Genomic DNA, 23,687 nt, shown 5'->3' with positions numbered 1-23,687 from the left:
TGGCTTGGGGTACGACCCGGCGCGCTTGCCTCACTGGAGGGCCATTGCCTTGGCTGGGTCTGCTTTCGCCCCCTGGAGCCACCGGTTGCGCAGATTGTGGGCGAACAGCGCAGCTGCGTGCGGCCGCCGCTAAAATCGGCGGTTCTGCGAGTGACCAGCGCGACGACCGCGAGGCCCCAGAGTATGCTCAGGCGATGCGATTGGGGATGGGACTGGTTGGTGCGCTCTGCGTGGGCCTCGCGGTTTCGCTAGCCGTGGGCTGTGACGATGAGGACTCCGTGAAGAACCGCACGGGCGTGGACGCTGGCAACGGCGACGGCTCCGTCAGCAGCGGCGGGAGCGGCGGTGCGACATTCGGTGCCTGTGTCGCGTGTAACCCTGAGGAAGCAATCCTCAGCGCGCAGACGGCGAACCTCTTCGCCGCCGGCGTCAGTTTCACGACGACGGACGCTAGCTGCGCGGCCAGCCCCACGCCTCCCGCCGCCGACCAGCTCGCCATCGACTTCGACTTCGACACCATGGCCTGGACCGGTTCCGGCAGTGGTTACACCGTGGCGTCGATCAGCGCTGGCAGCTTCTTCAACGACCCGATGGGCTTCTACGAGCTGACCAACTTACCGGTGAACACACCCATCACCCTGGTACTGGTGGAGGATGGCAGCGGAACCACGGTGAGCATCACCTTCACCGTCAGCGACGACGTGTCCCCCATCTTGCAGAGCGTGTGCGTGGCCTTCGAGTCATGACAGGGCACCCTCACGCTCGATTCCACGTGGATATATCCGTGGTCCGCTTGTGCAGGGTTGTGCAAGGCAACAGGCCCAAGTGCACAACACGGTCGAGCGGGCGACGCTAAGTCCCCGACACTCCTCACCCCCCGAACGGGCATGGCGATTGCTTCTGCTTCACACGTCGACCACCGCGGTCGAGCCTTGAGTATGAAGCGCACGTCAGCTTGCTTGCTTGGTTTGGGGTTAGGTCTGCTGTACGCCGGCTCGGCTGGCGCAACGCCCCAGTTGGCCGCGCCCTGGCCGTGCGGCGTGACCTGCTCCGTCACCCAAGGGCACAACACCGGTAGTCACACCGCAGAGGGCGCCTACGCCTGGGACATCGGCATCGGCCTTGGAGGCGAAGTCAGCGCGCCCGCGGATGGCACCGTGCGCATGATCCGCATGGATTCGAGCTCCTACGGTTGTGACTCCGCCTACGCAAACGATGCCAACTACGTGATCATCGCCTTCGGTGACGGTACGGAGGCGTTGTTTCTCCACCTGCAAGCCGGCAGCTCGAGCCTCAGCGTCGGACAGTCGGTGAAACGTGGCGACGTGGTCGGCCGCGTCGGCAATAGCGGATGGATCTGCGGCACGCACCTGCACTTTCAAATCCAGCAAAGCTGTGGCTCCTGGTGGTGCCAGAGCCTGCCCAGCACCTTTCAGAACTTCGGTGATCCGAGCCTCGGCACCAACATCACGAGCGACAACTGCGGTCCGCCCCCAAGCTGCGACGCCCGGCTGAACGGCTCGGAGCTGGTGATCGACGAGAGCGACTCCGCCTGCTTCGAGCGCGCCACTTCCTACTGGTGGGATGTCGCCGAGGGCTACGGGGACCACCACTACTACACATTCACCACCGACGCCGTGGACCAGGAGACCTACGGTCGCTGGCACTTCCACGTGGATACGCCCGGCGACTACGAGCTCTCGGTGCACGTCCCGAATAGCGAGGCTAGCTCCCAGAACGCCGTGTATGACGTGTTCGATGGAGCAGGCATCACGAGCAGCCCTAGCGTCAATCAAGCTGCGCAAAAGGGCTGGGTGAGCCTGGGTGTGTACTCCCTCACTCAAGGGGATGACCGCTACGTGAGCCTCGGCGACAACACCGGGGAGAACTACGACAGCCTGATGCGAAAGCTCAGCTTCGATGCGGTGCGCTGGACACCCGCAGGCGCCGGCAACGGAGGCGCGGGAGGCGCCGGCGCAGAAGGTGGCGCCGCGGGCGCAAGCACTGGCGGCAGCAACAGCAGCAATGGGGGCGTGGCAAACGGAGGCTCAGCTGGTTCCGCGGGGAGTTGGCCAGGCGGTGGCAGCGGCGCCGACAGCAGCGGCGGCGCAGGAGCGGCAGGCAGCGCCGGGGCGGGTTTCAACCCCGCAACCAGCACCTCCGACGGAGACTCCGGTTGTGCCTGCCGCCTGACGCGGAACGACGCCCCAAGGCAGTCGCCCAGCGCGCTGTTTGCACTCCTTGGGTTGCTGCTACTGAGGCGGCGGCGCTCGCGCCGCTCTGCGCTAGGTCCATCGCAGGCCTAGCTCAGTTGCAGGGCTGGCTCAGTTGCAGGGCTGGCTCAGTCGAAGCCGGCCTGGCGCGAGCGCTTCTTGTCGCCCTGACGCTTCTTGGCGTCCAAACGCCGGGCGGTGGCCGCGCGGCTCGGCTTGGTGGGGCGCCGGCGCTTGGGGCGAACCAACGCCTGACGCACCAGCTCCGCCAAGCGCTCCCGCGCGAGCTCCAGGTTCCGCCGCTGATCGCGGGTGTCTTGGGCGACGATCACGATCACGCCTTCCAAGCTGGCTCTCGAGCCTGCGAGCTGAATGAGGCGCGCGCGTGTCTCTTCGCTCAGCGCCCGGGAGTTACCCGCGTCGAAACGCAACTCAACCTTCGAGGCGACCTTGTTGACGTTCTGTCCGCCAGGCCCCGACGCGCGCACCGCTGACCAGCTCAAATCAGAAGCCGGGATTATTATCCGCGCGGTAATCTCTAGTGCATCAGCCATGGATCGACTCCGTGGAGCTCGCCGCCTCCCCTGCACGGGCACGCACGGCTCGCCCTCCTCGCCGGGGCGCGGACCATAGCTCATCCCCCGAACGCCCGCCGTTGCCCGGGCTGACGCCGGCACCAACCGCCAGCCTCACCCCCAAAAAAGCAGCCGAAATCCTCTCGATTGGTCGATCGAAAAAATTCGATCGCGGTTGGGTTCGAGCCTGAGGCGTCACCAACCCGCGCGTGTCTCGTCACGCGAACGCGTGAGCAACCCAGGTCTTTCCAAGTGGGTTTGGTCACGCGAATACGTGTTGAAACAAGCGGAGTGGCATCGAGTGATTTCGAGTGCACTTTCGATATCAGGCACTGACATCGCCTTTCCGCCCACATCCGGGGATAGTTTGTCATCAGGTCCGTAGACATTCAGGAGCGAGCAAGCGACGGTATTGAGCGAGACGCTGCAAACGCAGCGACGACAGGCGCGATGCTCGAACGCTTGCTCATTGAACCGCCTAGCAGTCGTGCGCGGAGGTACGAACCGTGACTCCAAAGACCCATCCATCGCAACCAAGGGCCTCACAGGGCCTGAATAGCCTGACCAAGCGCCAGCGAGACGTGCTGGATCTCTTGGCGCAGGGCTATCCCAACCGGGAAATCGCCGGGCAGCTTCAGCTCTCGGTGTCCACCGTGAAGACTCACGTCGAGAACTTGCTGAAAGCTCTCGGCGCGAGTAACCGCACGGAAGCGGCAGCCATCGCCCGTACCCTGGGTGACATCACCGCGAGCGACACGGGTAGCCACACTCGGCTACTCTCCGCCGCACCCTTCGAAGCGCGACCCGCGGTCGCCGTGCTGCGCTTCGACTGCTATGGCGATGATCCGATAGAGGCGAGCTTCGCCGCAGGGTTGGTGGACGATCTCATCACCCTGCTCAGCAAGTGGCGCTGGTTCCCGGTCATCGCGCGCAGCACGAGCATCCACGTTGGCGGGAGCGACCATCCGACGCAGCAGCTTGGAGAAGCGGTGGGCGCCGAGTACCTGGTGACCGGCAGCGTCCGTCGCTCCGGAGAGAGCCTGCGAATCACCGTGCGCCTCGACGCCGTCAGCAAGGGTCACACGTTGTGGTCGGAGAACTTCGACGTCAACATGGGGCTCCTGTTCGAGCTGCAAGACGAGCTCGCTCGCAACATCGTCGGCAAGGCGTACCCTGAGTTGATGCGCGCCGAAGGGGAACGCAGCATTGGTTTCCCCACAGAAAATCTCAATGCCTGGGAGCTAACTCATCAAGGGCTGCTCGGCACTGACGACCGCTCGCGCGATGGCAATGAAAGGGCCCTTGATTTTTTTGAGCGAGCCCTGAGCCGTGACGGCAAGTTCATGCTTGCGCTTTACGGACGGGGCTATGCGCTGTACCAGAACATCATCAACCAGTGGGTCCCCGACGTGACCCAAAGCCACGACGCGCTGCGAGCAACTGCCGAGCGCGCGCTAGCAACCGACTCGAAGGACGCGATCGGTTGGTACCTCAAGGGCCGCTCGGAGATGAGCCAGGGGAACTACGATTCGGACCGGCTGTTTCAAGCATCGACGGACATCAACCCGAGCTTCGCGTCCGCTCACGCTGCCCTGGGCCACGTGAAGCTCGCGCGAGGGGACCAGAGCGGCTTCACCAGCATGCGCCTCGCTGCGCGGCTCAGCCCACGCGCCTACGCCGCCGGCCTAGGGTTTGCGCACTTCATCGCGAACGACTACGAAAACGCCGTGAGCGCTTGCCGGGACGCGCTGGTTACACGGCCCCAGTACGCCTTCGGGCACGCCCTGTTGTGCGCCTCCCTCGGTATGGCAGAACGCAACACCGAAGCGCAGCAGGAACGGGTGCGCCTGCAGGGCTATCACCCGAGTTTTCGCCTCGCCGGCATTCACGCGATGATTCCGCGCGGACAGACCGACGTGGCCGATCGCGTGGTAGAAGGCCTGCAGCGCGCAGGCTTCGAGGAGTAGCGGGCGCGCCCACCCCAACGGGTAGGTACGCTGGTGAACCGCCAAACCTACGGTTTGGCACCGGTGTGAGACATCTGGGCTCTTGCGTCCTCCAGGGGTCGTTCCGCATGCTAGAGACCCAGCGTGTCGGAACCCTTCACGATGCAGCGCCGAGTTGGTCGGGTGATCGAAGCGAGAGTCTTCGCTCTGAAAACCCGCGACGACGCGGACATTTATTCCCAGGCCCTGGCTGCGGAGGTGATGAGGACGCCCGCCACCATGCAGCCCATCTTGTGTGCGGATCATCGCCCGGTGCGCATCTACCCCCAGCCCGCCGCGGATCGCCTGACCGAGTTGTTCCAGAAGATGAACACCCGGCTCGACCGCATCGCGATTCTGGTGTCGCCCACCAACGCGACGCTGAACCTGCAGCTCCAACGCATCGTACGCGAAGCGGGGTACGAGAACCGCAAGGTGATGCATGAACCAAGCGAGGCCCTCGCCCACCTACACGACAGCCTGAACCCAGAGGAACGCGAGCGCGTGCGGGAATTCCTCGCGGAATATGAAGATAAGGGGCAGACGTCGTTCTAGGACTAGCGATCAGCGCAGCAGCGGAACCCGGTTGAGTAGTCGTGGTAGTCCGGCGCGTGGGTCGCGGTGACATACAGGCAGCCGGTTCCATGCTCACCGTGGGAGCTGAAGTAGCCTCCCATGAACACACCCATGCCGCGCTTGCCCAGCCACTGATCGCCCTTCTCTAGAGGCAGCTCTTGCCTGAGCTTGGCGCTCACGTCGTCGGCGACCCACTCGTGCAGGTTCCCCATCATGTCTTGAGCGCCCACCTCGCTCTTGCAGTCCGCGTACTCCCCGGTCTTCGCCAAGAAGCCTGGCTCCAGATTCAGCTTCGGGCTGTTGTAGTGCGCATCGTACGTGTAGTTCACGTTTCCGAAGAGCTTGTGCAGCAGGTGACCCTTGTCCACATTACAGCGATTCTTCTCGAACTTGTTGCCGTACGGATATTTCGTATGCCCGGCACCTGCACACGCTGCATACCACTCCCGGGCCTTGCACAGGCGTTTGCCTGAAGCCTCGCAAGCCGCTGAAGCCTCCATACGATTGACGTAAGCTTGAGGTTTCACGCCGCCAACCGACACTGCACGGTACCTCACGCCTCGCGCAGGGCGTTGACTTGCGGCAAGCGCGGCGCCGCCATCGGCCTCCACCAAATTAGCTTCGTAGCGATCGACGCAGAAGCTCGGCTGCTCGGGAAGCTGAACCGGCAGCATGCCTCGCGGGCAGCTCAGCCGGACTGCAGTCGCCGATGGCGCGAGCGGCTCCACAGAACTTGAGGTTTGGGGGGGAGGGGCAGGCGCTGTCTGGCTCTGGCCTTTGGCTTCACAGCCAACGCAAGCGAGGACCACGCAGCATGAGCTGCGCAAGCACAAGGCAAGCGCGACCCTGGCAGAGGGGAGGCCAGTCACTCATCAACTTGTAGCACCCCCGGTGTCTGGTCTGTAGCTGCCTTCCCAGTCCGAGTTGCGAAAGCCGATGAGCGCAGGCTCCGCTGGGCGCTGCTCCGTACCAGCAACGTACCGCCGCGTGTCTGTCGTGGTGAAACCGAAGCCGTCGAAGGTCTCGACCCGCAGCGTCACCCCACCATCGCCAATCTCCAGGCGGTTGTAAGCGTTGCGGTGTCCTCTCAGGCGAGTGGAGGTAGCTGTCGATGCCTGCACGAAGAGCGTGTTCAAACGCCCGTCGTGGCTCGAGCAGTGGCAGCGGGGCCCTGCCCAACTCTCGTGCAGGTGCCCAGACAGCGCCACGTCGATCTGCAGCTCGTTCAGCAGATCCACCAAGCGTTCGGGCACGCGGTGCCGCACGCCACGCTCCGGGTGAATCAGCGGATGATGCGACGCCAAGATCCTGAATCCGCGAGGCAAGTCGGCCAGGACACGTCTCACGTCTGCCAGCTGACCGCGGGTCAACGAACCTTCCTTCGCTCGCCAGCGGGAAACGCTGTCTATGCCGATGGCGATCAAGCCGTCACGCTGCACGAGCTCGATGTCGCCGAGAAAGCGTTGGTAGCGGCGACGCGGGTAGAACAGCCGCGCGAGTGGCCGGAAGAATGGCGCGATGTCGTGGTTGCCGGGCACCACAAGCTTGGGACAGGGGATGTCATCCAAGAAGCGACGCGCCTGGCGGAACTGCGACCGGCGCGCTCGTTGAGTCAAATCGCCAGTCACGACCAAGAGGTCGGGGGGCGAGTGAACGAGCGCCTCTGCTAGCGCCCGAACACGCAGTGGCTCAGTGCGGCCAAAGTGGAGATCCGAGACGTGCGCTACCTCGAAATTTTGGGAAAAGTGCTGTCGCTCGTTCTGGCCTATGGCTTGCCAATCACCGGTCATGTCGAAGCGATCGATGCAACCCCCGTTCCGCTCCTATCGCAGCTTGATCCGGCGTATTCGCGCAGAAAACCGCCGACTTCATCGTCAGCTCAGCTCGAGGCAACTCGCTACGGTCGAGGCGGGAGCGCTGCGCGAGATCGACGTTGCCCCCCAGTCAGGCTCGAAGCCGCTGCACATCCTCGAGTCCCCCGACGGCGAACGGTTCATCTTCAAGCGAGGGGAGCCCGCACTCCTCGAGGCTGAGGTGGTGGCCTATCACCTGCGTGACCTCGCCAGGCGCCCGACTGTCCCTGCGCAAATCCGCGAGGTAACGCTCGAGGGCGTGACGCTGCACGGCTTGCTCAAGCCATTCGTCAAATGGGACCCGAAAGCTGAGCTGCCGGCGGACACGACCCAGTGGAGCGAGCTTCAACGTCACGTGATGCTCATGGAGCACGCGTGGGAGTGGTTCCTCGACAACCTGGACACCAACTGTGGTCAGTTCGCGCTGCTCGGACGCTCTGGGTTCCCGGTCAACATCGACTGGGACCGGGCGTTCGCGCAGGACGGCGAAGGCGAGCTATCGCGCTTTGCCAAGTACAAGGGCACGCTACCGAGCGCGCGCACGTTCCTCTACGCCGACTACGTGGAGGGTCGAATCGACCTACGCCTGGGCATGCTGATCGAGGAAGCGCGGCTGATCCGCAAGCTGCCGAAGCACCAAGTCACCCAAGCGTTGAGCCGGTACGCTTCGGTACGCTTCGAGACCCTGGAGGAGCGTGCCCGGTTCATCTCAGGTGCCCTTGCCAAGCAGGTGCACGCTGAGCAGGCGTTCCGCCGTTTCGCCCGCAGCCTGATCGCAGAACGCAAGGCATTCGCGAAGGCTCGGCGACCGGAGTCCCTCGGCCTTGGGGAGCGGATCGCAATTTTCCGCGCGGGATTATGGAATCGGACCCAGCACGCGTGGCACAGCATCTCTCGCGGCGCTCCTGGAAAGCTAGGACGCAGCGCGTTGAAGGCAGTGCGCGGCTTGAGGCTCGGTACCCCGATACAACGTCGCCAGCCGGTTGGTGGATTCAGAGAATCCAGCTGAGACACTGCTGACTGAGGGCGCGATGGCTGACAGCGCACCCAAAAACAGGCCGCCAGTCAGCATCCTGGTAAGACGAACGGGCGTTAGTCCAGTAGACTGCTCCGGTGGGAACCAAGCGACTTGGCATACTGGGACTGACTTCGATTGGAGCGATCGCGCTGGGCGCTGGCGCCCTGAATGGCTGCGGCTCGGACAGCGGGAGCAGCGTGGGCGGCGGGAACTTCCTCGACTCAGGCGCAGGTAGCGGCGGCTCCGGAAGCGGTGGCACCGGGGGTTCCTCCAGCGGTGGCACCTTCAACGTCGATGGCGGCGACTGCGAGTGCGACGGCGGTGTGTGCATCCAGGGCGCCTGTTGCCTCGCGGATAAGGCCTGCGGCGCGGTGTGTTGCGGCGACAGCGACGTCTGCTCGTTCCAGCAGTGTGTGACTCCGGGCAAAACCTGCGTCGACTCAGACGACTGTGGTGGCGGAGACTACTGCGAATATTCCCTGGGGGATCCCGCTGAAGAGCCTGACGCCGGCGCTGGAGGTGCAACCTGCACCGGAGGCGTCTCACTAGCGACCGGACGCTGCCTCCCGAGGCCGCCTCAGTGTTCCGCTGGGCAGGACCCGGGCGATCCCATCACTTGCATCGAAAACTGCGAGTACCACCCACCAGCTGCCGCCTTCGACCCAGAGCTCAAGTACCACTGGGACGGTGGCAACGTGATGATGACGCCCATCGTCATTGAACTCGACGACGACAACTGCGACGGCAAGGTCGACGCCAAAGACATCCCAGAGATCCTGTTTACGACCTTCGAGTACACGAAGCCTGCGACCGGAGACAACGGCAAGGCCATCTACTCCCAGAATGGAACGCTCCACGCGATCAGCATCGTCGGAGGCCAAGTCGTCGAGAAGTGGAGCTACCACCCCGATACCCCGTTCGATGATCGCCTCAACCCTGGCACGCACCTGGCGGGGGGCGATATCGACGGCCAGCCGGGGAACGAAGTCATTGTGTGCACGCAAGATGGGCGCACCCGCGCGCTCCACGCCGACGGAACCGAGTTCTGGGTCTCCACAGCCACGGGCTGCTTCATGCCGGGCATCGGCGACATCGATCACGATGGGTCACCCGAGGTGCTCACGGGCAGCGCCGTGCTGAACGGCTCCGACGGCAGCACCAAGTTCGCCGTGGCTGGCGCGAGCACGGGAGTCTTCGCCGACATCACTGGCGATGGTTTCCTCGAGGTAGTGACCCCAACCAGTGTCTACGACCACAACGGAACGCAGCTCGTCGCCACTGGCCTCACAGCGGGGCATATGGCGATGGGTGACTTCGACAAGGATGGCAATCCAGAGATCGTCGCCGTCGACTCAGCGTCCCACCTGGTCCACGTCTGGCACTACGACCCCGCAGAGACGGGCAGCTTCAAGATCCTGCGGCAAAACATCGACATGAACGGGACGTTCGTGAACAACTGCCCCGCTGGCTCGGCTGGCGCGACTCGAGGTGGTGGTCCGCCGACCGTCGCTGACTTCGATGGTGATGGGACCGCGGACGTGGCCATCGCTACAGGCATTGGCTACACGGTGCTCGGCGGGACCAAGCTCCTCGACACCAACGTCGCAAACGATCAGACCAATATTTGGTTGAAGGAAACCAAGGACTGTTCATCCGCCGCGACGGGTAGCTCAGTATTCGACTTCGACGGCGACGGTAAAGCGGAGGTGGTCTACGCCGACGAACACACGCTACGCATCTACGATGGGACCAACGGCACCGAGCTCTGGAGCACCTGCAATACCAGTGGCACCTTGACGGAATACCCCCTCGTCGCGGACGTGGACAACGACGGGCACGCTGATCTGATCGTGATCTCCAACGACTACTCTGGGATCACCTGTCTAGGCGACGGGACGACGAAGGTGCGCGGAGTGCGGATTTTCGGAGATACCGCAGGGAAATGGGTGCGCACGCGCCGGATCTGGAATCAGCACACCTATCACGTCACCAATGTCGAGGAAGACGGCCGCATTCCCCTGAATGAACTGGCCAACTGGAAACAGACGCGGCTGAACAACTTCCGACAGAACATCCAGCCCTCCGGTGAGTTCAGCGCACCAGACCTGGTGGTCGACCTGCGACCCAAATGCGACGGCGCCTATGGCTTGATCGCGCGTGTGCGGAACATCGGCTTGGCGAGCGTCCCTCCGGGCGTCTTGGTCGGATTCTACGAGGGCGACCCGACAGCCGGCGGCACCAAGCTTGGTGAGGGGCTAACCACGAAGGCATTGGCGCCCGCAGAAGCCGAAGACGTCACGCTCGAGTTGCCGTCCGCCTCGATGGCTCTCACAACGGGCCAGACCCTAGCGTTCGTCGTGCTGGACGACGGCAACCCGCCCCATGCGTGGGTCCAGTGCCGAACGGACAATGACACCGACAGCGCCTCGGGGGCCTGCGGCGGAGTTCGCTAGACCTAGAGGACCTATTGTTTGGATTGGGCCTCGAGCTTGTCGATCACCCGCGTCAGCCCGTCGAAGCTGTCGCGTAGCGCCCATGCGCGGCGCGCATCGTCGGCCTGCTTGGAGGCCTTCTTGCGCCCATCTGCGAGCGCCTTCTTCGGACCTTTGCAGCTTGCCGCTAGACTGCGTTCGAGGTCGCTCGACGCCCCCTCGTAGATCTGGGCACAAGCGCGGAAGTTCTTCGAGTTGTAGAGGGGTGCGCCTACCTTCACCGCTTCCGCGATCAGATCTCGAATCTGGCGGTAATCTCCCTGGCCACACCCCTTGAGGAGTTTCACGTCGTGCTGTGGGATGTCCCGCTGAATCAGCGGCAGATCGCTCGCATCAGCTGACTTCTCCTCCGGTTCTGCATCATCCCCGGACGAGTGCGGAGGCGTCAGCTTCGCGACCTCCTCCCGCGAGAGGAAGTGAGGCGTGAGCATCAGTTCCTTCAGGTAGCGAATTGGCATCCCGAACCCAAGGTTGCTGCCCCCGAGGATCACGAACGTGCTGATTCCGATCACCTCGCCGTATTCGTTGAAGATAGGTCCCCCGGAGCTTCCCGGAGAAATCGGCGCGGTGATTTGCAGCACCTTGGTCTTGTCATCCATCTCCCGCACGCCGCTCACGATGCCCTCGGACAGCGTCGCCTTGAGGCCTAGCGGGTTGCCGATCACGATCACCTTCTGCCCCATGATCACCGCGTTCACGTGGGCCAAGGCCACAGGCGCGACGTTCATATCCGTCTGCAGAGCAGCGACGTCGTGTTCTGGATCCGCCGCTACCTCAGGCTTTAGCTTCAACTCAGCGCCGTTCATCAGGAACGCCTGAATCTTCTTGGCCCCAGCGATGACGTGGAGGTTGGTGGCGATGACGCCCTTGGCGCTAACGACGAATCCAGTGCCCGCACCCAAATCCGTACGGATATATACGATAGATGGCAGAGCCCGGGAGAAGAGCTCTGGGGCCGCGAGGCGTTCGTGCGAACGCGCGGCGCCAGCCCTTGACCAGTCGGGCTCTTCGCTGGCTGCTGGCACCGGATCGTCCGGAACCGCGCCCAACGTCGCCACCTTCTGCCGCATGTCCGCGCACTGCCCCAACATCCCCGAGTCGCGCTCAGCCAACCGACACGCGTCCAAGCACTTCTCGTCTCCCTTGCAGCGCTCATCATCCTGACTAGCCGGCTCCCGCTGCCCGATGGTGCTCCCCCGGTGCAGACAGCTCGAGACAAGCAACAGGGCACTGGCGCCCGCGCCGAACACCAGCTTTGAAACGAATCGACGAGAGGTCGGGAAGAAGACGATGCGACGCACCACGGCAAGCATGGCGGCAAGATATCACCGGTGCTCAAAAGCTCCAGCAGTCTGACGATTCCGCGCGGTCTGCTGGTGTTGGAAGCCGCCCGGGCGACGGAGAGACAGCAAGCGAGCACGCGATGATCGACAAGATACGCTGGTTTTCACCCGCGTCGCGTCGGTCGAGCGAAGGAGCTCGTCGAGACGTCGCCAGGCATTGTCGACGCTGGGGGTACTACCTCTCCCCCCCCTTGACCACACATCGGTGAGAACCGATCAGCCGCGGCGAGCGCCCGTTTCGGACCTCCGTTCGAGCTGAAGCTGACCCGGGTGGATCCGTGGGGCGCGCCCCCTCCCACACCAATTCCACTGGTCCTGTGTGCAGCAGCGCAAGGATTGCGGCGCCTCGTTTTTCCACATGCGAACGTGGCGATGCCAGCCTCGGGAAGGAGGTCGTCGCACTGGAGAAACTGGAGTTACTCCAAAGCGCCCGAGAGCTAGGCAAGCCACACCTCCTGACGAATGTCGCTTTCGCGAGGAATCAACGGCCAACACTGTCGGAGACCTGGCCGTTCTGGCCATCAAGGCCACCCAGTGCCGTAACCGACAACCCAGTGCCGTAACTGCCTCGATCTGAGCCGCCTCGATCTGCGCCGCCTCGATCTGCGCTGCATCTATCTGCGAGAGCTACGAACAAGAAGTAAAGCTGCAGGTCCTACAGGCCGTTTATTGGCCCAGACTTGGCTCACGATGGAAGCTCCGCGACCGATAGCCCTGAGGTGTGGGCGCTGACCTTGGCCGGGGCGGAGATGGATAACCGCGACAGTCGGCCAGGCGGTCACACCAGACGTGCAAACAAGCAACGGCGGCCCAATAAGCAACGGCGGCCAAAAAACCAAGGCGAAGACGTTCTCGTGTAACGAGGAAGCAGCTAAGCTCAAAGCGTTGTCTCGTGGAGGGTGGAGTGAACTCGAACGGAAGTGACACGCGAACCGAAGCATCCTGTTGGTGGATGACGATCCGGCAATCGTGCGCTACCTGCGCCACGGCTTCGAGCGCCGGGGTTATCGGGTCACGACCGCAACGGACGGGGTGGACGCGATTGAATTGTTGAGGAAGCAGTCGTTCGATGGCCTGGTCCTCGACTTGCATATGTCCGAGATGGACGGCTGGAGCGTCATCCAGCAGCTAAAATGTTTCCCTGCGGCACCGTTGACAATCCTGCTCTCGGGCTATATCGACGTCCCAGCCACTGTCACGGCAGTGCGCGCCGGCGTGTATGACGTCGTCGAGAAGCCAGTGACCATCGACGATCTAGACCGCAGGTTCCGCAAGGGCTGGCAAGGGACGGACAACGCGGATCCAGCGCCCCGCCACGTGGAACCGCTGAGGGATGCCGCCGATCGCATCCTCGGGGAAACTCAAGGTGTTCGCCACGTGCGAAATCAAGTGCGTAGCGTTGCACGTTTCCCCGATCTCTCCGTGCTGATCATGGGGGAGACTGGAACCGGAAAGGAGCTCGTCGCCGAAGCCATCCACAAGCTGACGCACGAGGAACAACCGTTCGCGTCGTTCAACTGTGCAGCTATCCCGGAGGCGCTCTTCGAAAGCGAGCTGTTTGGCCACGAACCCGGTTCGTTCACCGGCGCCCGGGGGACACGCGTCGGTCTGCTCGAGTCCGCTGGGTCTGGCAGCGTGTTCCTGGATGAAGTTGGGGAGATGCCCCTCGCGCTGCAGCCCAAGCTGCTTCGGGCGCTTGAAACGCGGCGCTTTCGCAGACTCGGGGGCACGCGAGACATCCCCCTCCGCGCGCGTGTGATCAGCGCCACCAACCGCGTGCTCGATCAGAGCGACTCGGAGATGCGCTCGGACCTCTACTTCCGACTCGCTGGGTTCACCATTTTCACGCTGCCCTTGAGGGAGCGCTTCGCCGACATCGAGCCGCTGGCCTTGCATCTGCTACAGGCGTTCGCCGCGCGTTATCCCGGCGTCCCCACGCAGTTGAGCCAGGCCGCGGGTGATGTACTTCGCCAACACGACTGGCCTGGCAACGTGCGCGAGTTGAAGCTGGTGATCGAGCACACCGCGGTGATCGCAGGTGGTGCGGTGATTGAAGCAGAGGACCTTCAGCGGGCCATGCGCCAGAGGAGCTCCCACAACCCGCAGTCTGGGAAGTTTCCTGTCTTCAATTCCGGCGAACACCAATCGGACGTGCGTGGGTTGAGAGACGTCGAGCGCGATATGATCGTCGCCGCGTACGAGGGCAGCGCTCACAACCTGAGCCTGGCTGCCCGCAGTCTCGGCATCCCTCGCTCCACCCTGCGTGACAAGCTGCGCAAGTACGGCTTCCGCTAGGCGTCGTGACCACGCGCAGCGCTGGCCAAGCCCGAGCGTCAAGCCTTTGACACCCACAGCCCCGCAGGCGACTCGGTCGACCAGCGATGGGATCGTGGCGCCACCGCACACCGTTTTGGACACTGACGGACTCCGACTGACCAAGGTGTCGGATTCCGACAGCCAGGACATCTTTCCGCGCAGAACCACCTGACGCCGTCAGCGTCGCTGCCACTTTTAGCGACAAAATCCTGCTGGTGCCCTCGCCCGAGAACGCGAGGGGCGATGGACTGTGGGTTGCATAGGCATCGAGTCTCTGGCTCTGATGACTGACTTCGACGGACTGCATCTAGACCTCGCGCAAGTGGGCGCAGCCCTTGCGGTGTGCGACCGCAATGGACGGGTGGTTGGTCTGAGCGCACAAGCGAAGTCGACCTTCGAGCGGGTGGGCATCGACTGCGACTCCGTTCCGTTTGCGCTTCCCCACTCGCTGTGGACACAGCTCGGCAACCTGCAGCTCGGGGACGCAACCGAGTGGTCACCGGAGCACGACCCGGGCACGTACCTCGGCTGTTCGCCGTACCTCCTGGGCGATAGCCATTTGCTGTTGGTGATGCGCGAGGTCTCAGACAAGCGCCTCAAGCTCTCGCGCGCACTACATCGTCAACGGCTCGAGAGCACCGGCAAGCTCGTCGCTGCGATCGCACACGACCTTCGCGCTCCGCTTTCGAGCATTGTCTACAACGCGGAACTCCTCACTCAGCAAAACACGCTGGAGGAGATGGAGCTTCGCGAGGTCGTTCACGACATCCGCATCGCCTGTCGGCGCTTGAAGCGGACCATAGACGGCCTCCTCGACTACGCGCGACTTGGACCTCAGGTCGAGATCGACCTCTCGCTGAAGGAGACCCTGGAGCGCGTCGGTTCCTTCGTTCGGCCGCTGCTCCGCGACGGCAAACACAGCCTGGCGTTCACCGTAGGACCGGGAGCTGAGTGGGTGAGGGGAAACCCGATTGTCATCGAACAAGTCTTCGTGAACCTGGTGGTGAACGCCACGGAAGCAAAAGGAGAGCGCGCTCACATCGAGATCGAGGCGGACTCATCTGGTGGGTCGCTGGTGCGCGTGTGCGTTCGAGACGACGGTCCAGGTGTGCCAGCCCAGCTCCGCGATCGCATCTTTGAACCATTCTTCACTACGAAGACCAAGGGCACCGGACTGGGACTCACTACCTCGCGGCAAGCCGTGCGCGACCTGCAAGGCGATCTAGTGCTCGAACCGAGCGACACCGGCACCAGCATCGTCGTGCTGCTGCCGAAAGGACAACCCGTAGCGGAAGGGACTGCTGAGCTGTGACTTCGGTGCTCGTAGTCGACGACGACCAGCAACTCGTGTCCGCCATCTCGCGCGACCTTCGAGCCAACGGATACGACGTACTCTCTGCGTCATCCGTCGATGGTGCGCTGCAACAGCTCGAAGCGGCAGTATCGGACGTCGTGCTCACTGATCTGCGCATGGCAGAGGCCGACGGCATCGACCTGTTGCTTGCCATACGGGAACGAGGACTGAGCAGTCGGCCAATCCTGATGAGCGCCTACGCTACCGCACGGGATCATCAGAAGGCCGTCGAGCTCGGCGCAGTGCGGGTGCTGTGCAAGCCCTTCGGTTCACGAGAACTACTCGATGCAATCCAGCAGGCCATTGATTGCGCAACCGGATTCCGCGGCACTATCCACGGCCTCAGCTTGATCGACATGCTCCAGATGTTCCACTACGGGCGGCGCTCGATCACGCTGCGGGTCGACGACACGATCCCAGGACAAATCCACTTCGAAGACGGCGAGATCGTACATGCGGAGCATGGCGAATCGACGGGTGAAGAAGCGTTGAAGGCGATCTTGGCGATGCCCACCGGATCGCTCAGTACGGGAGCGTTTCAGAGCGGGTCCACGACCATCGAACGCTCCTTTCAATCTCTCTTGCTCGACCTGTTGCGGTCAGTCGACGAACAACAACGCGACGACGCCGAACTCGACCTCGGCGAAGCAGATTTCTTCGGAGCGGCGCTCGAAGGGGAAAACGAAGAGGAAGCCATGATGGGGAAGATTGATGAGGCCTGTAAGGAAGTGGTGAACAACGTGGATGGCGCTGTCGCGTGCGGTGTCGTTGACCTCGACACAGGCATGTTGCTGGGCATCCACAACTCGGCTCAGTACACGCAAACCCTGAACGAGGTCGTAGCCGCGGCCACGATGGACCTCTTCAGAGGTCCAAACGTCGGGCGCGTCGAGCAAATGGTGCGAGCTCACCGGGGCATCCCCGAAGACGGCGAGCACTACTTCCAAGAAGTGCACATCACGTCGGCCAACAACTACCACTTCGCGAAAACGATGAAGGGCGGAAAGGCCGTGATGATGTTGGTAACCAAAAAGACCACGAACATTGGCATGGGATGGGCCGAGCTCAAGGCGGCCCTTCCCAGAGTGGAACCTTTGGTGCCGTGAGGATCAGCAAGAAGTGATTGTTCGCGCCTCCTGGGCGCGCGGTGTTGATTGTTCGTCTACGAACGAGAAAAAGAAGGGTGGAAGGCAATGAGTCTTGATGATGCGTTGAACAAAGTACGGTCCACGGTTCCCGAGTGCGTAGCAACGGGCTTCGTCGACATGAAGACGGGCATGCTGCTCTCGGTGAAGACGGTGGATAGCCATCCACAAGAGGTTCTGGACTTGGTTGCTGCTGCAACCGGCGAGCTGTTTCAAGGTCAGAACGTTTCGGCGATTGAGAGCACGTTCAAGCGGATGCGGGGAGTCCGCGACGATGGTCACCACTACTTTCAGGAGATCATCATCATGTCCGACAACCTCATTCACGTGTTTCAGCGCTGCAAGCGCAACGAAGACATGGTCCTGGTGGTCGTATGCCGAATCTCAGCCAACCTCGGTATGGTGCTGACCAAGAGTCGAGGAAACCTCGAGGCAGTGGAAGCGGCTGTCTAAACATGTCCAGTGGACGGCGCGATTCCCCGACGATCCCATGTCGTGACTCGACGTCGTCTCCGGCTCATTCCGTACCTCCGGCGGCGGTCATTCCACTCTTCCAGCGCGTGGAAGAGCTGCCGGAGGGTGCCACTGGGGCGCTGGTGTTCGGAGCCGAGCGCGCACCGGCGGGTGCCATCTTGGTGGAGGCAGGGCGAATCTGCTGGGCGGCTGTGGATAGCATGCGCCGCCGCCTCACGGACTTGCTGCGTCAGAACTCCGACCCGCCAATCCCCGCGGAAGTGCTCCAGGCGGCGTTCAAGAAGTGTCGCGCTTCTGGGCGTCCGTTCGGAGAGACCCTGGTCGCCGACGGTATCGTCTCAGAGGACGGGCTAAGACGAACTCTGCGCCAGCACAGCGCTGAGAGCATTGCAGTCCTGACATTGTTGGGGAACCTGCCGGTTGCGTTCCGAGAGAGCCGAGAACGGCTCTACGATGCGCGTTTCACCTATTCTCCCGCGGAGCTGTTGTGCACCATTGGCGCTCTGCGTGAACCAAGCCTGGCCACTCAGGCGCGGACGCGTCTGCGTGAGCTGCTCGCTCAAGGTGGCCTTGGCGTGGCGTTTCATCGGTCCAAGTCATCCTCGCTTCCGACCCCAATCGGCGTCGTTGGCGCGGATTTGGTCTCGGTCAGCGAGATCGTCGAGGCGGGCCAATGGAGCGTTGGCGCGCAAGACGTCTCAGCTGCCATGGGCGCCCGGGCCGACGTGTATGCCGCGGGGACGAGCAGCGGTCGGTTCGCGACGACTTGGCTGGAAGGAGACGTGGTCTACACCGTCTTCTGCGAGTCGACGGCAGTGCTCGCGCGTGTGCTCTCCAAGCGCACACACACGCCAACCTAGCGGTGTGTCCGCCAAGAACTCTAGCAGGGTGTTGAAAAACACCCTGCCAAACAACAACAACCGTGCCCGCGCACAACTCGGCGAGCGTGGTTCAAAGATCCGCGCGGATAAGCACGCAGGATGCTGAAAAACGGAGTTCTTCAGCATCCTGCTAGAGGCGCATCTCGATGAAACAAGCAGGGGGATGAACCGTGGCCGTTTTCGACGAGCGAGAGCAAAAGATCGTCGTGCGCGTCGTCTACGATGGCCCGGCACTCGCCGGCAAGACGACGAACCTCGAGCAGCTCTGTCACTTCTTCACGCCGCTACGCAGGAGCGAACTCTATTCGCCGAAAGCGCTCGCTGGCCGCACGCTGTTCTTCGACTGGCTCCAGCTCGAGGGGGGCGTGGTCGCGGGTTACGGCCTGCGTTGCCACCTCGTGACCGTGCCTGGGCAGGCTGTGTTGTCGCGCAGGCGCTGGCACCTCCTGGACATCGCCGACGTGGTTGTCTTCGTCACCTCGAGTTCCCTCAGTGAGCTCAAGGACGCGCTGCCAATGTACAAGTTGCTGCGCCAGCACCTGCAGAACACGGATCGGGGTGATATCCCCGTCCTCATTCAAGCAAACAAGCAGGACCTGCCCGGGTCCGCCGCTCCCCACACCGTTGCAGAGGCGCTGGGTACCCCGAGCGCCACGGCCATTTCAGCCAACGCGGCTACCGGCGCGGGCGTGCGCGAAACGGTCGTACTTGCAATCCGCGCGGCAGCGGAACGCGTGCAACGACAAGTGCTCGAGCGTGGCTTGCACGCACTGCAGGGCGAGGTGCTCGGCGGCGAGGCGCTCATGCAAGAGATGGCAGCCCGCGAGGAGCAAGATCCCAAGTCGCCCCTGGACGTGGTGCTGAGCCATCACAACACGCTCGCGACTGAAGAGCCAAAAGCCGGCAGCGCGCGCATTCAAGACTCACCCTCTCCAGCATCCGAGGCACACGACGAGAACGGTGATTCGGAGCCGCCGCCCTCGAGCGAAGCCATCACGGCGCGGCGGTTGAGCGATGGGTCGAACGCGGCAGCGGCATTGGACGAACCCGCCGCTAACGCGGTGGACGCTGAGGACGAGCCGCTCGAAACCAAACCGCCGTCTACCGCGCCGGAAGCTCCAAGCTCCAAGTACCCTCAAGCCCGTGAGTCAGAGGTTCCGACGAGCTCGGAGGTCGACAGCTCCTGGTCGGTCCCATGTGGTCCGCCAGAACCCGAAAGCCAGGCAGAACTCGTCCACGACCGAAACCTCCCGGAAACGCTTCCCGCGCCTCCAAGCAACGCCCCATCCGCGGCGACGCTCACCCGCGTCGAGCCCCTCCCGCCAGTCAAGCCGAGCGACGATCAACCGGCGATGGATCCTCACGCGGCGCTGGTCGCGGCGGCAATCAACTCGCGGGCTGGTTCCGCGGGACGCGTTACAGCGACGCCAATCTCGAGCCGACCGGGTGCCGAAGGCGGGTCCAGCCAGTTCGCCTCAACCCTTCAAGAGCGCCCAACCAGGCCGCCCCCAAGCTCGAGTCGCGTGCTCGAACCGCTGCCTCCATTGCCTCGCGCGGATGTGCCAAGTGGCTTGGTTTGGCCGTCAGCAAACGGTCGGGACATCCTGCAACGAATCCCGATAGACGACGCGATCCTGCATAGCGAGCTCACGGGACGCTCCGGAACCGCGAACGGGAGCGGGCGCTCCGACGCCTACATCTACGAGGCAGGGATCTGGTGTCTCAAGACCGCCCTCAGGAGGCGCTACCTCGACGCGGACGAAGCAAGGGACGCGTTGCTCCAGCTGGTGCGGCACAAGATCTTGCTCGGCGACCTGCTGGTGCAGAACACGGTCCTCACGGTCCAAAGCGGACCAACCGGGGACTTCTGGTTGTGGACGATCACGCCCTGGCTCACCACGCTGCGAGGTTCGATGAGCCACGCCGTGCACCGAAGGGACGGAGCAGAGCTCGAACGTAGCCTGGTGATCTTTGGAGAACTGGCGGTGCGCTCGCTGATCCTCGCGGCAAGGTCCGACATCATCCTCGACATCCATCCGTCAAACTTCGCTTCGCTACGCACCCGCTGCTACTATCTGGATGACGATGTTGCACGGGGGTCGCGCTTGCCCGCCGTGGGTTTTGCCTTGCTCAAGCGAGTGGAAGAGTACTCGGACTGGCCAGCCGCCACCAAGGCGTACGTCGACGTGGTTGCCGCGGGCTTGGCAGAGCACTTGACCCAAGCGGATGTCGAGCGGCTCGACCTGAGGCGCGCATTGCAGGATGCGATCGTTCGCTCCCCAGGCGCCCTGGATGCCAAAGACCGTTTCCTCGCGGCTATTTCTTCGTGCGCCCCAGGTTGATGCATGCGCGTCGGGGTCATTGCAGACGTACACGCGAATCTCGCCGCTCTGGATGCGGTGCTCGCGGCACTGCGGACCCAGGACGTAAGCGAAGTCATCTGCCTCGGAGATATCGTGGGGTACAACGCTCAACCCCGCGAGTGCGTAGACCGAGTAGCCAGCGCGTGCTCAGCGACGGTCTTTGGCAATCACGACCACGACATTCAAAACCCAGCAACCACGATGGGCACCCGCGCCGTTGCCCGGATGGTGCAGACGTGGACGAGGGAACGGCTCGACTCGAGTCAGCTTGACTGGCTCGCCTCGCTCCCCAATCACCTGATTCACGAGCAAGGCTTCATCGCGGTACACGGCTGCTACCTCAACGATCACCACTACTCGGGTTACGTCACCTCGACGATGATGCCGGCAAACCTGGAGCGAATCGCAGCCCGTGAGGACTGGCCGAACATCGGCCTGGTCGGACACACGCATACTGCCGTCGCCGCGTGGCTCTACGCCGGACAGGTCATCGAAAGGGCCGACGCAGTCTGCGAGTGGCCAGCACAAGCCAAAGCCGTGCTACTCAATCCCGGTTCCGTAGGGCAACCTCGCGACGGCGACTGGCGAGCGAGCTTCGGCGTACTCGAGGTCGATCGCAATCGCTTCGAGATTCACCGTACGGAGTACGACCTCGAAAGCACGATCGCCGCGATCAACGCTGCTGGTCTACCCGCGGAGCTCGGAGAACGTCTGAAGGAGGGACAATGACCGATACACCAGTGTTCGAGATCGTAGACGGCGGGCTTTGCGGACCAGAGTCGAACCTCTTCAGCGGACTATCGTGGAAAGTAGAGGCAGGACGAGTCACCGCGCTGATTGGCCCCGCGGGAGTCGGCAAGAGCTTGATCTTGCGCAGCTTGGCCGGAGCTTTGCCATCGGACTGGCAGCGCAAGGGTCGCTGGTCATACGCCGGCGCTGATACGCCGCCGACAGACGACTTGTTCTGGCTTCGTCAGTTACCTCGCGGCAACAGCCAACCTTGGGACGTCGATGACCTCATCAAACAGATCAGCGCCCACAGAGTCGCCTTCCTGGACGAACCTGAGCGCTGTCTCGAGCGGTCCCAGCTTCAGGAACTGGGCAACGCCCTGCGTTCGTATACCGGTACCACCATCCTCGTCACCCATGACGTAGCTTTCGCTCACGAGTTCTCGCACCGCGTGGCACTGCTGTGCGCCGGCCGTCTATTCGCCGATGACACAACCGCCTGCGTCTTCGAAAACCCTCCAAACGAGCTCACGGCCCGCTTCATTCGCGACGGCAACTGCTGGCCACGCCCCGAAGCCGAAGCACCACCAAGCCACTTCAAATGGGTGATCCCGGGTGCCCTCGCCGGCATGGGCAAGCCAGGTCTGTTGGCTCCGCTGGAGGACGAGCTAGCCGCAATCGCCATGGCCGGAATTTCGATGTTGCTCACCCTCACCAACGAAAGCTTCTCACCCAGCGAGCTCAGCCCCTTTGGGCTGGAAGCACGTCACTTTCCCATCGAAGACATGGGTATCCCCACGGTAAGCAATGCGATTCGCCTGTGCCGTACCATCGAGAAGGCGCTCGAGCGCGGAGACCGCGTTGCCGTTCACTGCCACGCCGGTCTCGGGCGAACCGGCTCGATGCTGGCAGCCTACCTCATCTACAAGGGCAGCACGGCGGAGGAGGCAATCGCGAAAGTGCGCGAGGTGCGGCCGGGGTACATTCAATCCCAAGCGCAACTCGACTTCCTGACGCGCTTCGAAGTGGACTGCCGCTAGCTACTCCGCAGCAGCACCCACGGGCTCCGCTTGGATCGCTCGACGCTCAACCTGCGCCATGCGCAACAGCCAGCGAGAGCCGACGAGCAACCACAGCAACACGCTGCCCCCGGCCAAATGAAACACCGCACGGTAGGCCACGCCGGGCGCGTTACTCGACTTGAGGACCGCGCAAAGGATACCTGCCACTGCAGGACCAAGCAGCATCCCAAACGCGCCCGCAGCGTTGACCCACGCCATGGCGCTGGCGCGGGACTCCTCACGCGCCTGAGCGGCATAGTTGAGCGTCGTCGCGAACAACAGCGCAGATGAGATCCCCGCGGCAACCATTAGAAGCGGCAGCCACGCGGGCGGAACGTGACCCAGCCCATTCAGAGCGCCACCGTAAGTCGCACCTCCACCCAACAGCAGGAGCGCTGGCGGCACACGTTCAGCAAGCCGCGCGGCGGGATACATGAAAATCGCGAAGCTCAGAGTGAGAGCGCTGAAAAGAAGCCCGATATGGGAGTCGCCCAACCCGTGAACGCGATGGGCGAACAATGCAAACGTCACCACGATGCAGCCGACAGTGAAGCGCCCGACGAACGCGGCTCCGATTGGCACGAGCAGTTCGCGGCGACGCAGCAGCGTGCTGAGCTGAAGGCCTTCTTTGCAGCGCTGCAGCCCAGCCGAAGGGGCGGTGCGCCCCGCACAGCCCGCGATGCCAAGAGCCAACACACCGCCGGCCCAAAGCGGGGCGCGGCTATCGAGTGCAATCAATAGCGAGCCCAACGTATTACCCAGAGCGATCGCAAAGATGATGGCCGCCCCCGCCAATCCCATGACGCGGGCGCGTCCCTTCTGACGCCCAAGCCCAGCCATCTCTGCCAGCAGGACGGTGGCTGCACCCACATGCGCGGCGCCCTCCACACAGCGCAGGCCCAACGCCAGCGGAGTCGATATCCGACAGCTGATCGCCAGCAGTAGGACGCCATCCGCCATGGCCAAGATGGTCAGGATTCGTCGAGGATCAGCCCCGCGATCCAGCAGGCGCCCGACAATCGGTGCGGCCAGGGCAGCCCCCAGCATGTTGAGCGCGCTGAACGCGTGCATCGCGCCTTCATTTCCGCCATGAAATGTGGCGAACAAAGGGCGGATTGCCGGAATCACCAGAGTGGCTGGCAGCATCTGAAAGAAGATGATGATCGCCAACGCACGCACGCGTCGGGGTAGGGGGTGAGAATCAGTCGTTGCTGCTGCGTCCACGGACTCAAGCAGAGCAAGCTCCGTGCCGCGCTGCCGCTCATAGGCACGGCCGCTCATACACGGTCGCTGGTACACTGACGGCGAA

Annotated in this window: 19 protein-coding genes; 14 read left to right on the top strand and 5 right to left on the bottom strand. The window is 63.2% G+C overall.

Annotation, left to right across the window (positions count from 1 at the left end):
• The first annotated feature begins 194 nt into the window (after positions 1–194).
• Both H6718_08115 and H6718_08110 read left to right on the top strand, forming a co-directional pair.
• On the top strand, positions 195–746 hold the full coding sequence (locus H6718_08115) for a hypothetical protein (GenBank protein ID MCB9585348.1): 552 nt from the start codon (positions 195–197) through the stop codon (positions 744–746).
• A 192-nt stretch (positions 747–938) separates the two neighbouring features.
• A complete protein-coding gene (locus tag H6718_08110) occupies positions 939–2,306 on the top strand; it encodes a peptidoglycan DD-metalloendopeptidase family protein (protein ID MCB9585347.1) in 1,368 nt (455 codons plus the stop codon).
• 35 nt (positions 2,307–2,341) lie between these two features.
• Here H6718_08110 and arfB read toward each other — a convergent pair whose 3' ends face one another.
• Complete coding sequence (gene arfB, locus H6718_08105) at positions 2,342–2,767, bottom strand: aminoacyl-tRNA hydrolase (GenBank protein ID MCB9585346.1); 426 nt, start codon at positions 2,765–2,767, stop codon at positions 2,342–2,344.
• Positions 2,768–3,294: 527 nt separating this feature from the next.
• On the opposite strand from arfB, the gene H6718_08100 reads away from it, so the two are divergent.
• A complete protein-coding gene (locus H6718_08100; protein MCB9585345.1) occupies positions 3,295–4,755 on the top strand; it encodes a hypothetical protein in 1,461 nt (486 codons plus the stop codon).
• 123 nt (positions 4,756–4,878) lie between these two features.
• Entirely contained in the window at positions 4,879–5,328 is a 450-nt protein-coding gene (locus H6718_08095; protein ID MCB9585344.1) for a hypothetical protein, read from the top strand.
• A gap of 2 nt (positions 5,329–5,330) precedes the next feature.
• Here the strand turns inward: H6718_08095 and H6718_08090 are convergent, their stop codons facing one another.
• Both H6718_08090 and H6718_08085 read right to left on the bottom strand, forming a co-directional pair.
• Complete coding sequence (locus H6718_08090; GenBank protein ID MCB9585343.1) at positions 5,331–6,023, bottom strand: SUMF1/EgtB/PvdO family nonheme iron enzyme; 693 nt, start codon at positions 6,021–6,023, stop codon at positions 5,331–5,333.
• Positions 6,024–6,221: 198 nt separating this feature from the next.
• Positions 6,222–7,139, bottom strand: a complete 918-nt coding sequence (locus H6718_08085) for a metallophosphoesterase (GenBank protein MCB9585342.1) — start codon at positions 7,137–7,139, stop codon at positions 6,222–6,224.
• A 13-nt stretch (positions 7,140–7,152) separates the two neighbouring features.
• Between H6718_08085 and H6718_08080 the strand changes: the two genes are divergently transcribed.
• Positions 7,153–8,211, top strand: coding sequence for a hypothetical protein (locus H6718_08080; GenBank protein ID MCB9585341.1), 1,059 nt, complete (start codon positions 7,153–7,155; stop codon positions 8,209–8,211).
• A gap of 104 nt (positions 8,212–8,315) precedes the next feature.
• The gene (locus H6718_08075; GenBank protein ID MCB9585340.1) at positions 8,316–10,673 is read left to right on the top strand and encodes a VCBS repeat-containing protein; all 2,358 of its coding nucleotides are present in this window, start codon (positions 8,316–8,318) and stop codon (positions 10,671–10,673) included.
• Positions 10,674–10,684: 11 nt separating this feature from the next.
• On the opposite strand, the gene H6718_08070 is transcribed toward H6718_08075, so the two are convergent.
• Positions 10,685–12,025: a serine protease gene (locus tag H6718_08070; GenBank protein MCB9585339.1), complete on the bottom strand. Its 1,341-nt coding sequence runs from the start codon at positions 12,023–12,025 to the stop codon at positions 10,685–10,687.
• A gap of 978 nt (positions 12,026–13,003) precedes the next feature.
• On the opposite strand from H6718_08070, the gene H6718_08065 reads away from it, so the two are divergent.
• The 8 genes from H6718_08065 (at position 13,004) to H6718_08030 (ending at position 22,357) form a co-directional block, all read left to right on the top strand.
• The gene (locus H6718_08065) at positions 13,004–14,350 is read left to right on the top strand and encodes a sigma-54-dependent Fis family transcriptional regulator (protein ID MCB9585338.1); all 1,347 of its coding nucleotides are present in this window, start codon (positions 13,004–13,006) and stop codon (positions 14,348–14,350) included.
• A 304-nt stretch (positions 14,351–14,654) separates the two neighbouring features.
• Positions 14,655–15,683 (top strand): HAMP domain-containing histidine kinase, encoded by a 1,029-nt coding sequence (locus tag H6718_08060; protein ID MCB9585337.1) that lies wholly within the window; start codon positions 14,655–14,657, stop codon positions 15,681–15,683.
• The gene (locus H6718_08055; GenBank protein MCB9585336.1) at positions 15,680–16,831 is read left to right on the top strand and encodes a response regulator; all 1,152 of its coding nucleotides are present in this window, start codon (positions 15,680–15,682) and stop codon (positions 16,829–16,831) included. Before H6718_08060 ends, H6718_08055 begins: the two co-directional genes overlap by 4 nt.
• 87 nt (positions 16,832–16,918) lie before the next feature.
• Positions 16,919–17,323 (top strand): hypothetical protein, encoded by a 405-nt coding sequence (locus tag H6718_08050; protein MCB9585335.1) that lies wholly within the window; start codon positions 16,919–16,921, stop codon positions 17,321–17,323.
• 2 nt (positions 17,324–17,325) lie between these two features.
• Positions 17,326–18,204 (top strand): hypothetical protein, encoded by an 879-nt coding sequence (locus H6718_08045; GenBank protein MCB9585334.1) that lies wholly within the window; start codon positions 17,326–17,328, stop codon positions 18,202–18,204.
• Between the two features lie 191 nt (positions 18,205–18,395).
• Positions 18,396–20,567, top strand: a complete 2,172-nt coding sequence (locus H6718_08040; protein ID MCB9585333.1) for a hypothetical protein — start codon at positions 18,396–18,398, stop codon at positions 20,565–20,567.
• Positions 20,568–20,570: 3 nt separating this feature from the next.
• Positions 20,571–21,317: a metallophosphoesterase family protein gene (locus tag H6718_08035; GenBank protein ID MCB9585332.1), complete on the top strand. Its 747-nt coding sequence runs from the start codon at positions 20,571–20,573 to the stop codon at positions 21,315–21,317.
• Positions 21,314–22,357, top strand: coding sequence for a dual specificity protein phosphatase family protein (locus H6718_08030; GenBank protein ID MCB9585331.1), 1,044 nt, complete (start codon positions 21,314–21,316; stop codon positions 22,355–22,357). The genes H6718_08035 and H6718_08030 overlap by 4 nt, the downstream gene beginning before the upstream one ends.
• On the opposite strand, the gene H6718_08025 is transcribed toward H6718_08030, so the two are convergent.
• Positions 22,358–23,659 (bottom strand): MFS transporter, encoded by a 1,302-nt coding sequence (locus tag H6718_08025; protein MCB9585330.1) that lies wholly within the window; start codon positions 23,657–23,659, stop codon positions 22,358–22,360.
• Positions 23,660–23,687: the final 28 nt, after the last annotated feature.

The organism is Polyangiaceae bacterium (assembly GCA_020633205.1).
Lineage (GTDB): Bacteria > Myxococcota_A > Polyangia > Polyangiales > Polyangiaceae > JAHBVY01.
Note: the sequence above shows the minus strand (reverse complement) of the source record. Positions and strands in the feature narration are given on the sequence as shown.

Coding starts and splice junctions, on each gene's coding strand:
- H6718_08115 (MCB9585348.1), top strand. CDS start 195: ATGCGATTGGGGATGGGACTGGTTGGTGCGCTCTGCGTGGGCCTCGCG.
- H6718_08110 (MCB9585347.1), top strand. CDS start 939: ATGAAGCGCACGTCAGCTTGCTTGCTTGGTTTGGGGTTAGGTCTGCTG.
- arfB (MCB9585346.1), bottom strand. CDS start 2,767: ATGGCTGATGCACTAGAGATTACCGCGCGGATAATAATCCCGGCTTCT.
- H6718_08090 (MCB9585343.1), bottom strand. CDS start 6,023: ATGCTGCCGGTTCAGCTTCCCGAGCAGCCGAGCTTCTGCGTCGATCGC.
- H6718_08085 (MCB9585342.1), bottom strand. CDS start 7,139: ATGACCGGTGATTGGCAAGCCATAGGCCAGAACGAGCGACAGCACTTT.
- H6718_08080 (MCB9585341.1), top strand. CDS start 7,153: ATGCAACCCCCGTTCCGCTCCTATCGCAGCTTGATCCGGCGTATTCGC.
- H6718_08070 (MCB9585339.1), bottom strand. CDS start 12,025: ATGCTTGCCGTGGTGCGTCGCATCGTCTTCTTCCCGACCTCTCGTCGA.
- H6718_08060 (MCB9585337.1), top strand. CDS start 14,655: ATGACTGACTTCGACGGACTGCATCTAGACCTCGCGCAAGTGGGCGCA.
- H6718_08050 (MCB9585335.1), top strand. CDS start 16,919: ATGAGTCTTGATGATGCGTTGAACAAAGTACGGTCCACGGTTCCCGAG.
- H6718_08045 (MCB9585334.1), top strand. CDS start 17,326: ATGTCCAGTGGACGGCGCGATTCCCCGACGATCCCATGTCGTGACTCG.
- H6718_08035 (MCB9585332.1), top strand. CDS start 20,571: ATGCGCGTCGGGGTCATTGCAGACGTACACGCGAATCTCGCCGCTCTG.
- H6718_08030 (MCB9585331.1), top strand. CDS start 21,314: ATGACCGATACACCAGTGTTCGAGATCGTAGACGGCGGGCTTTGCGGA.
- H6718_08025 (MCB9585330.1), bottom strand. CDS start 23,659: ATGAGCGGCCGTGCCTATGAGCGGCAGCGCGGCACGGAGCTTGCTCTG.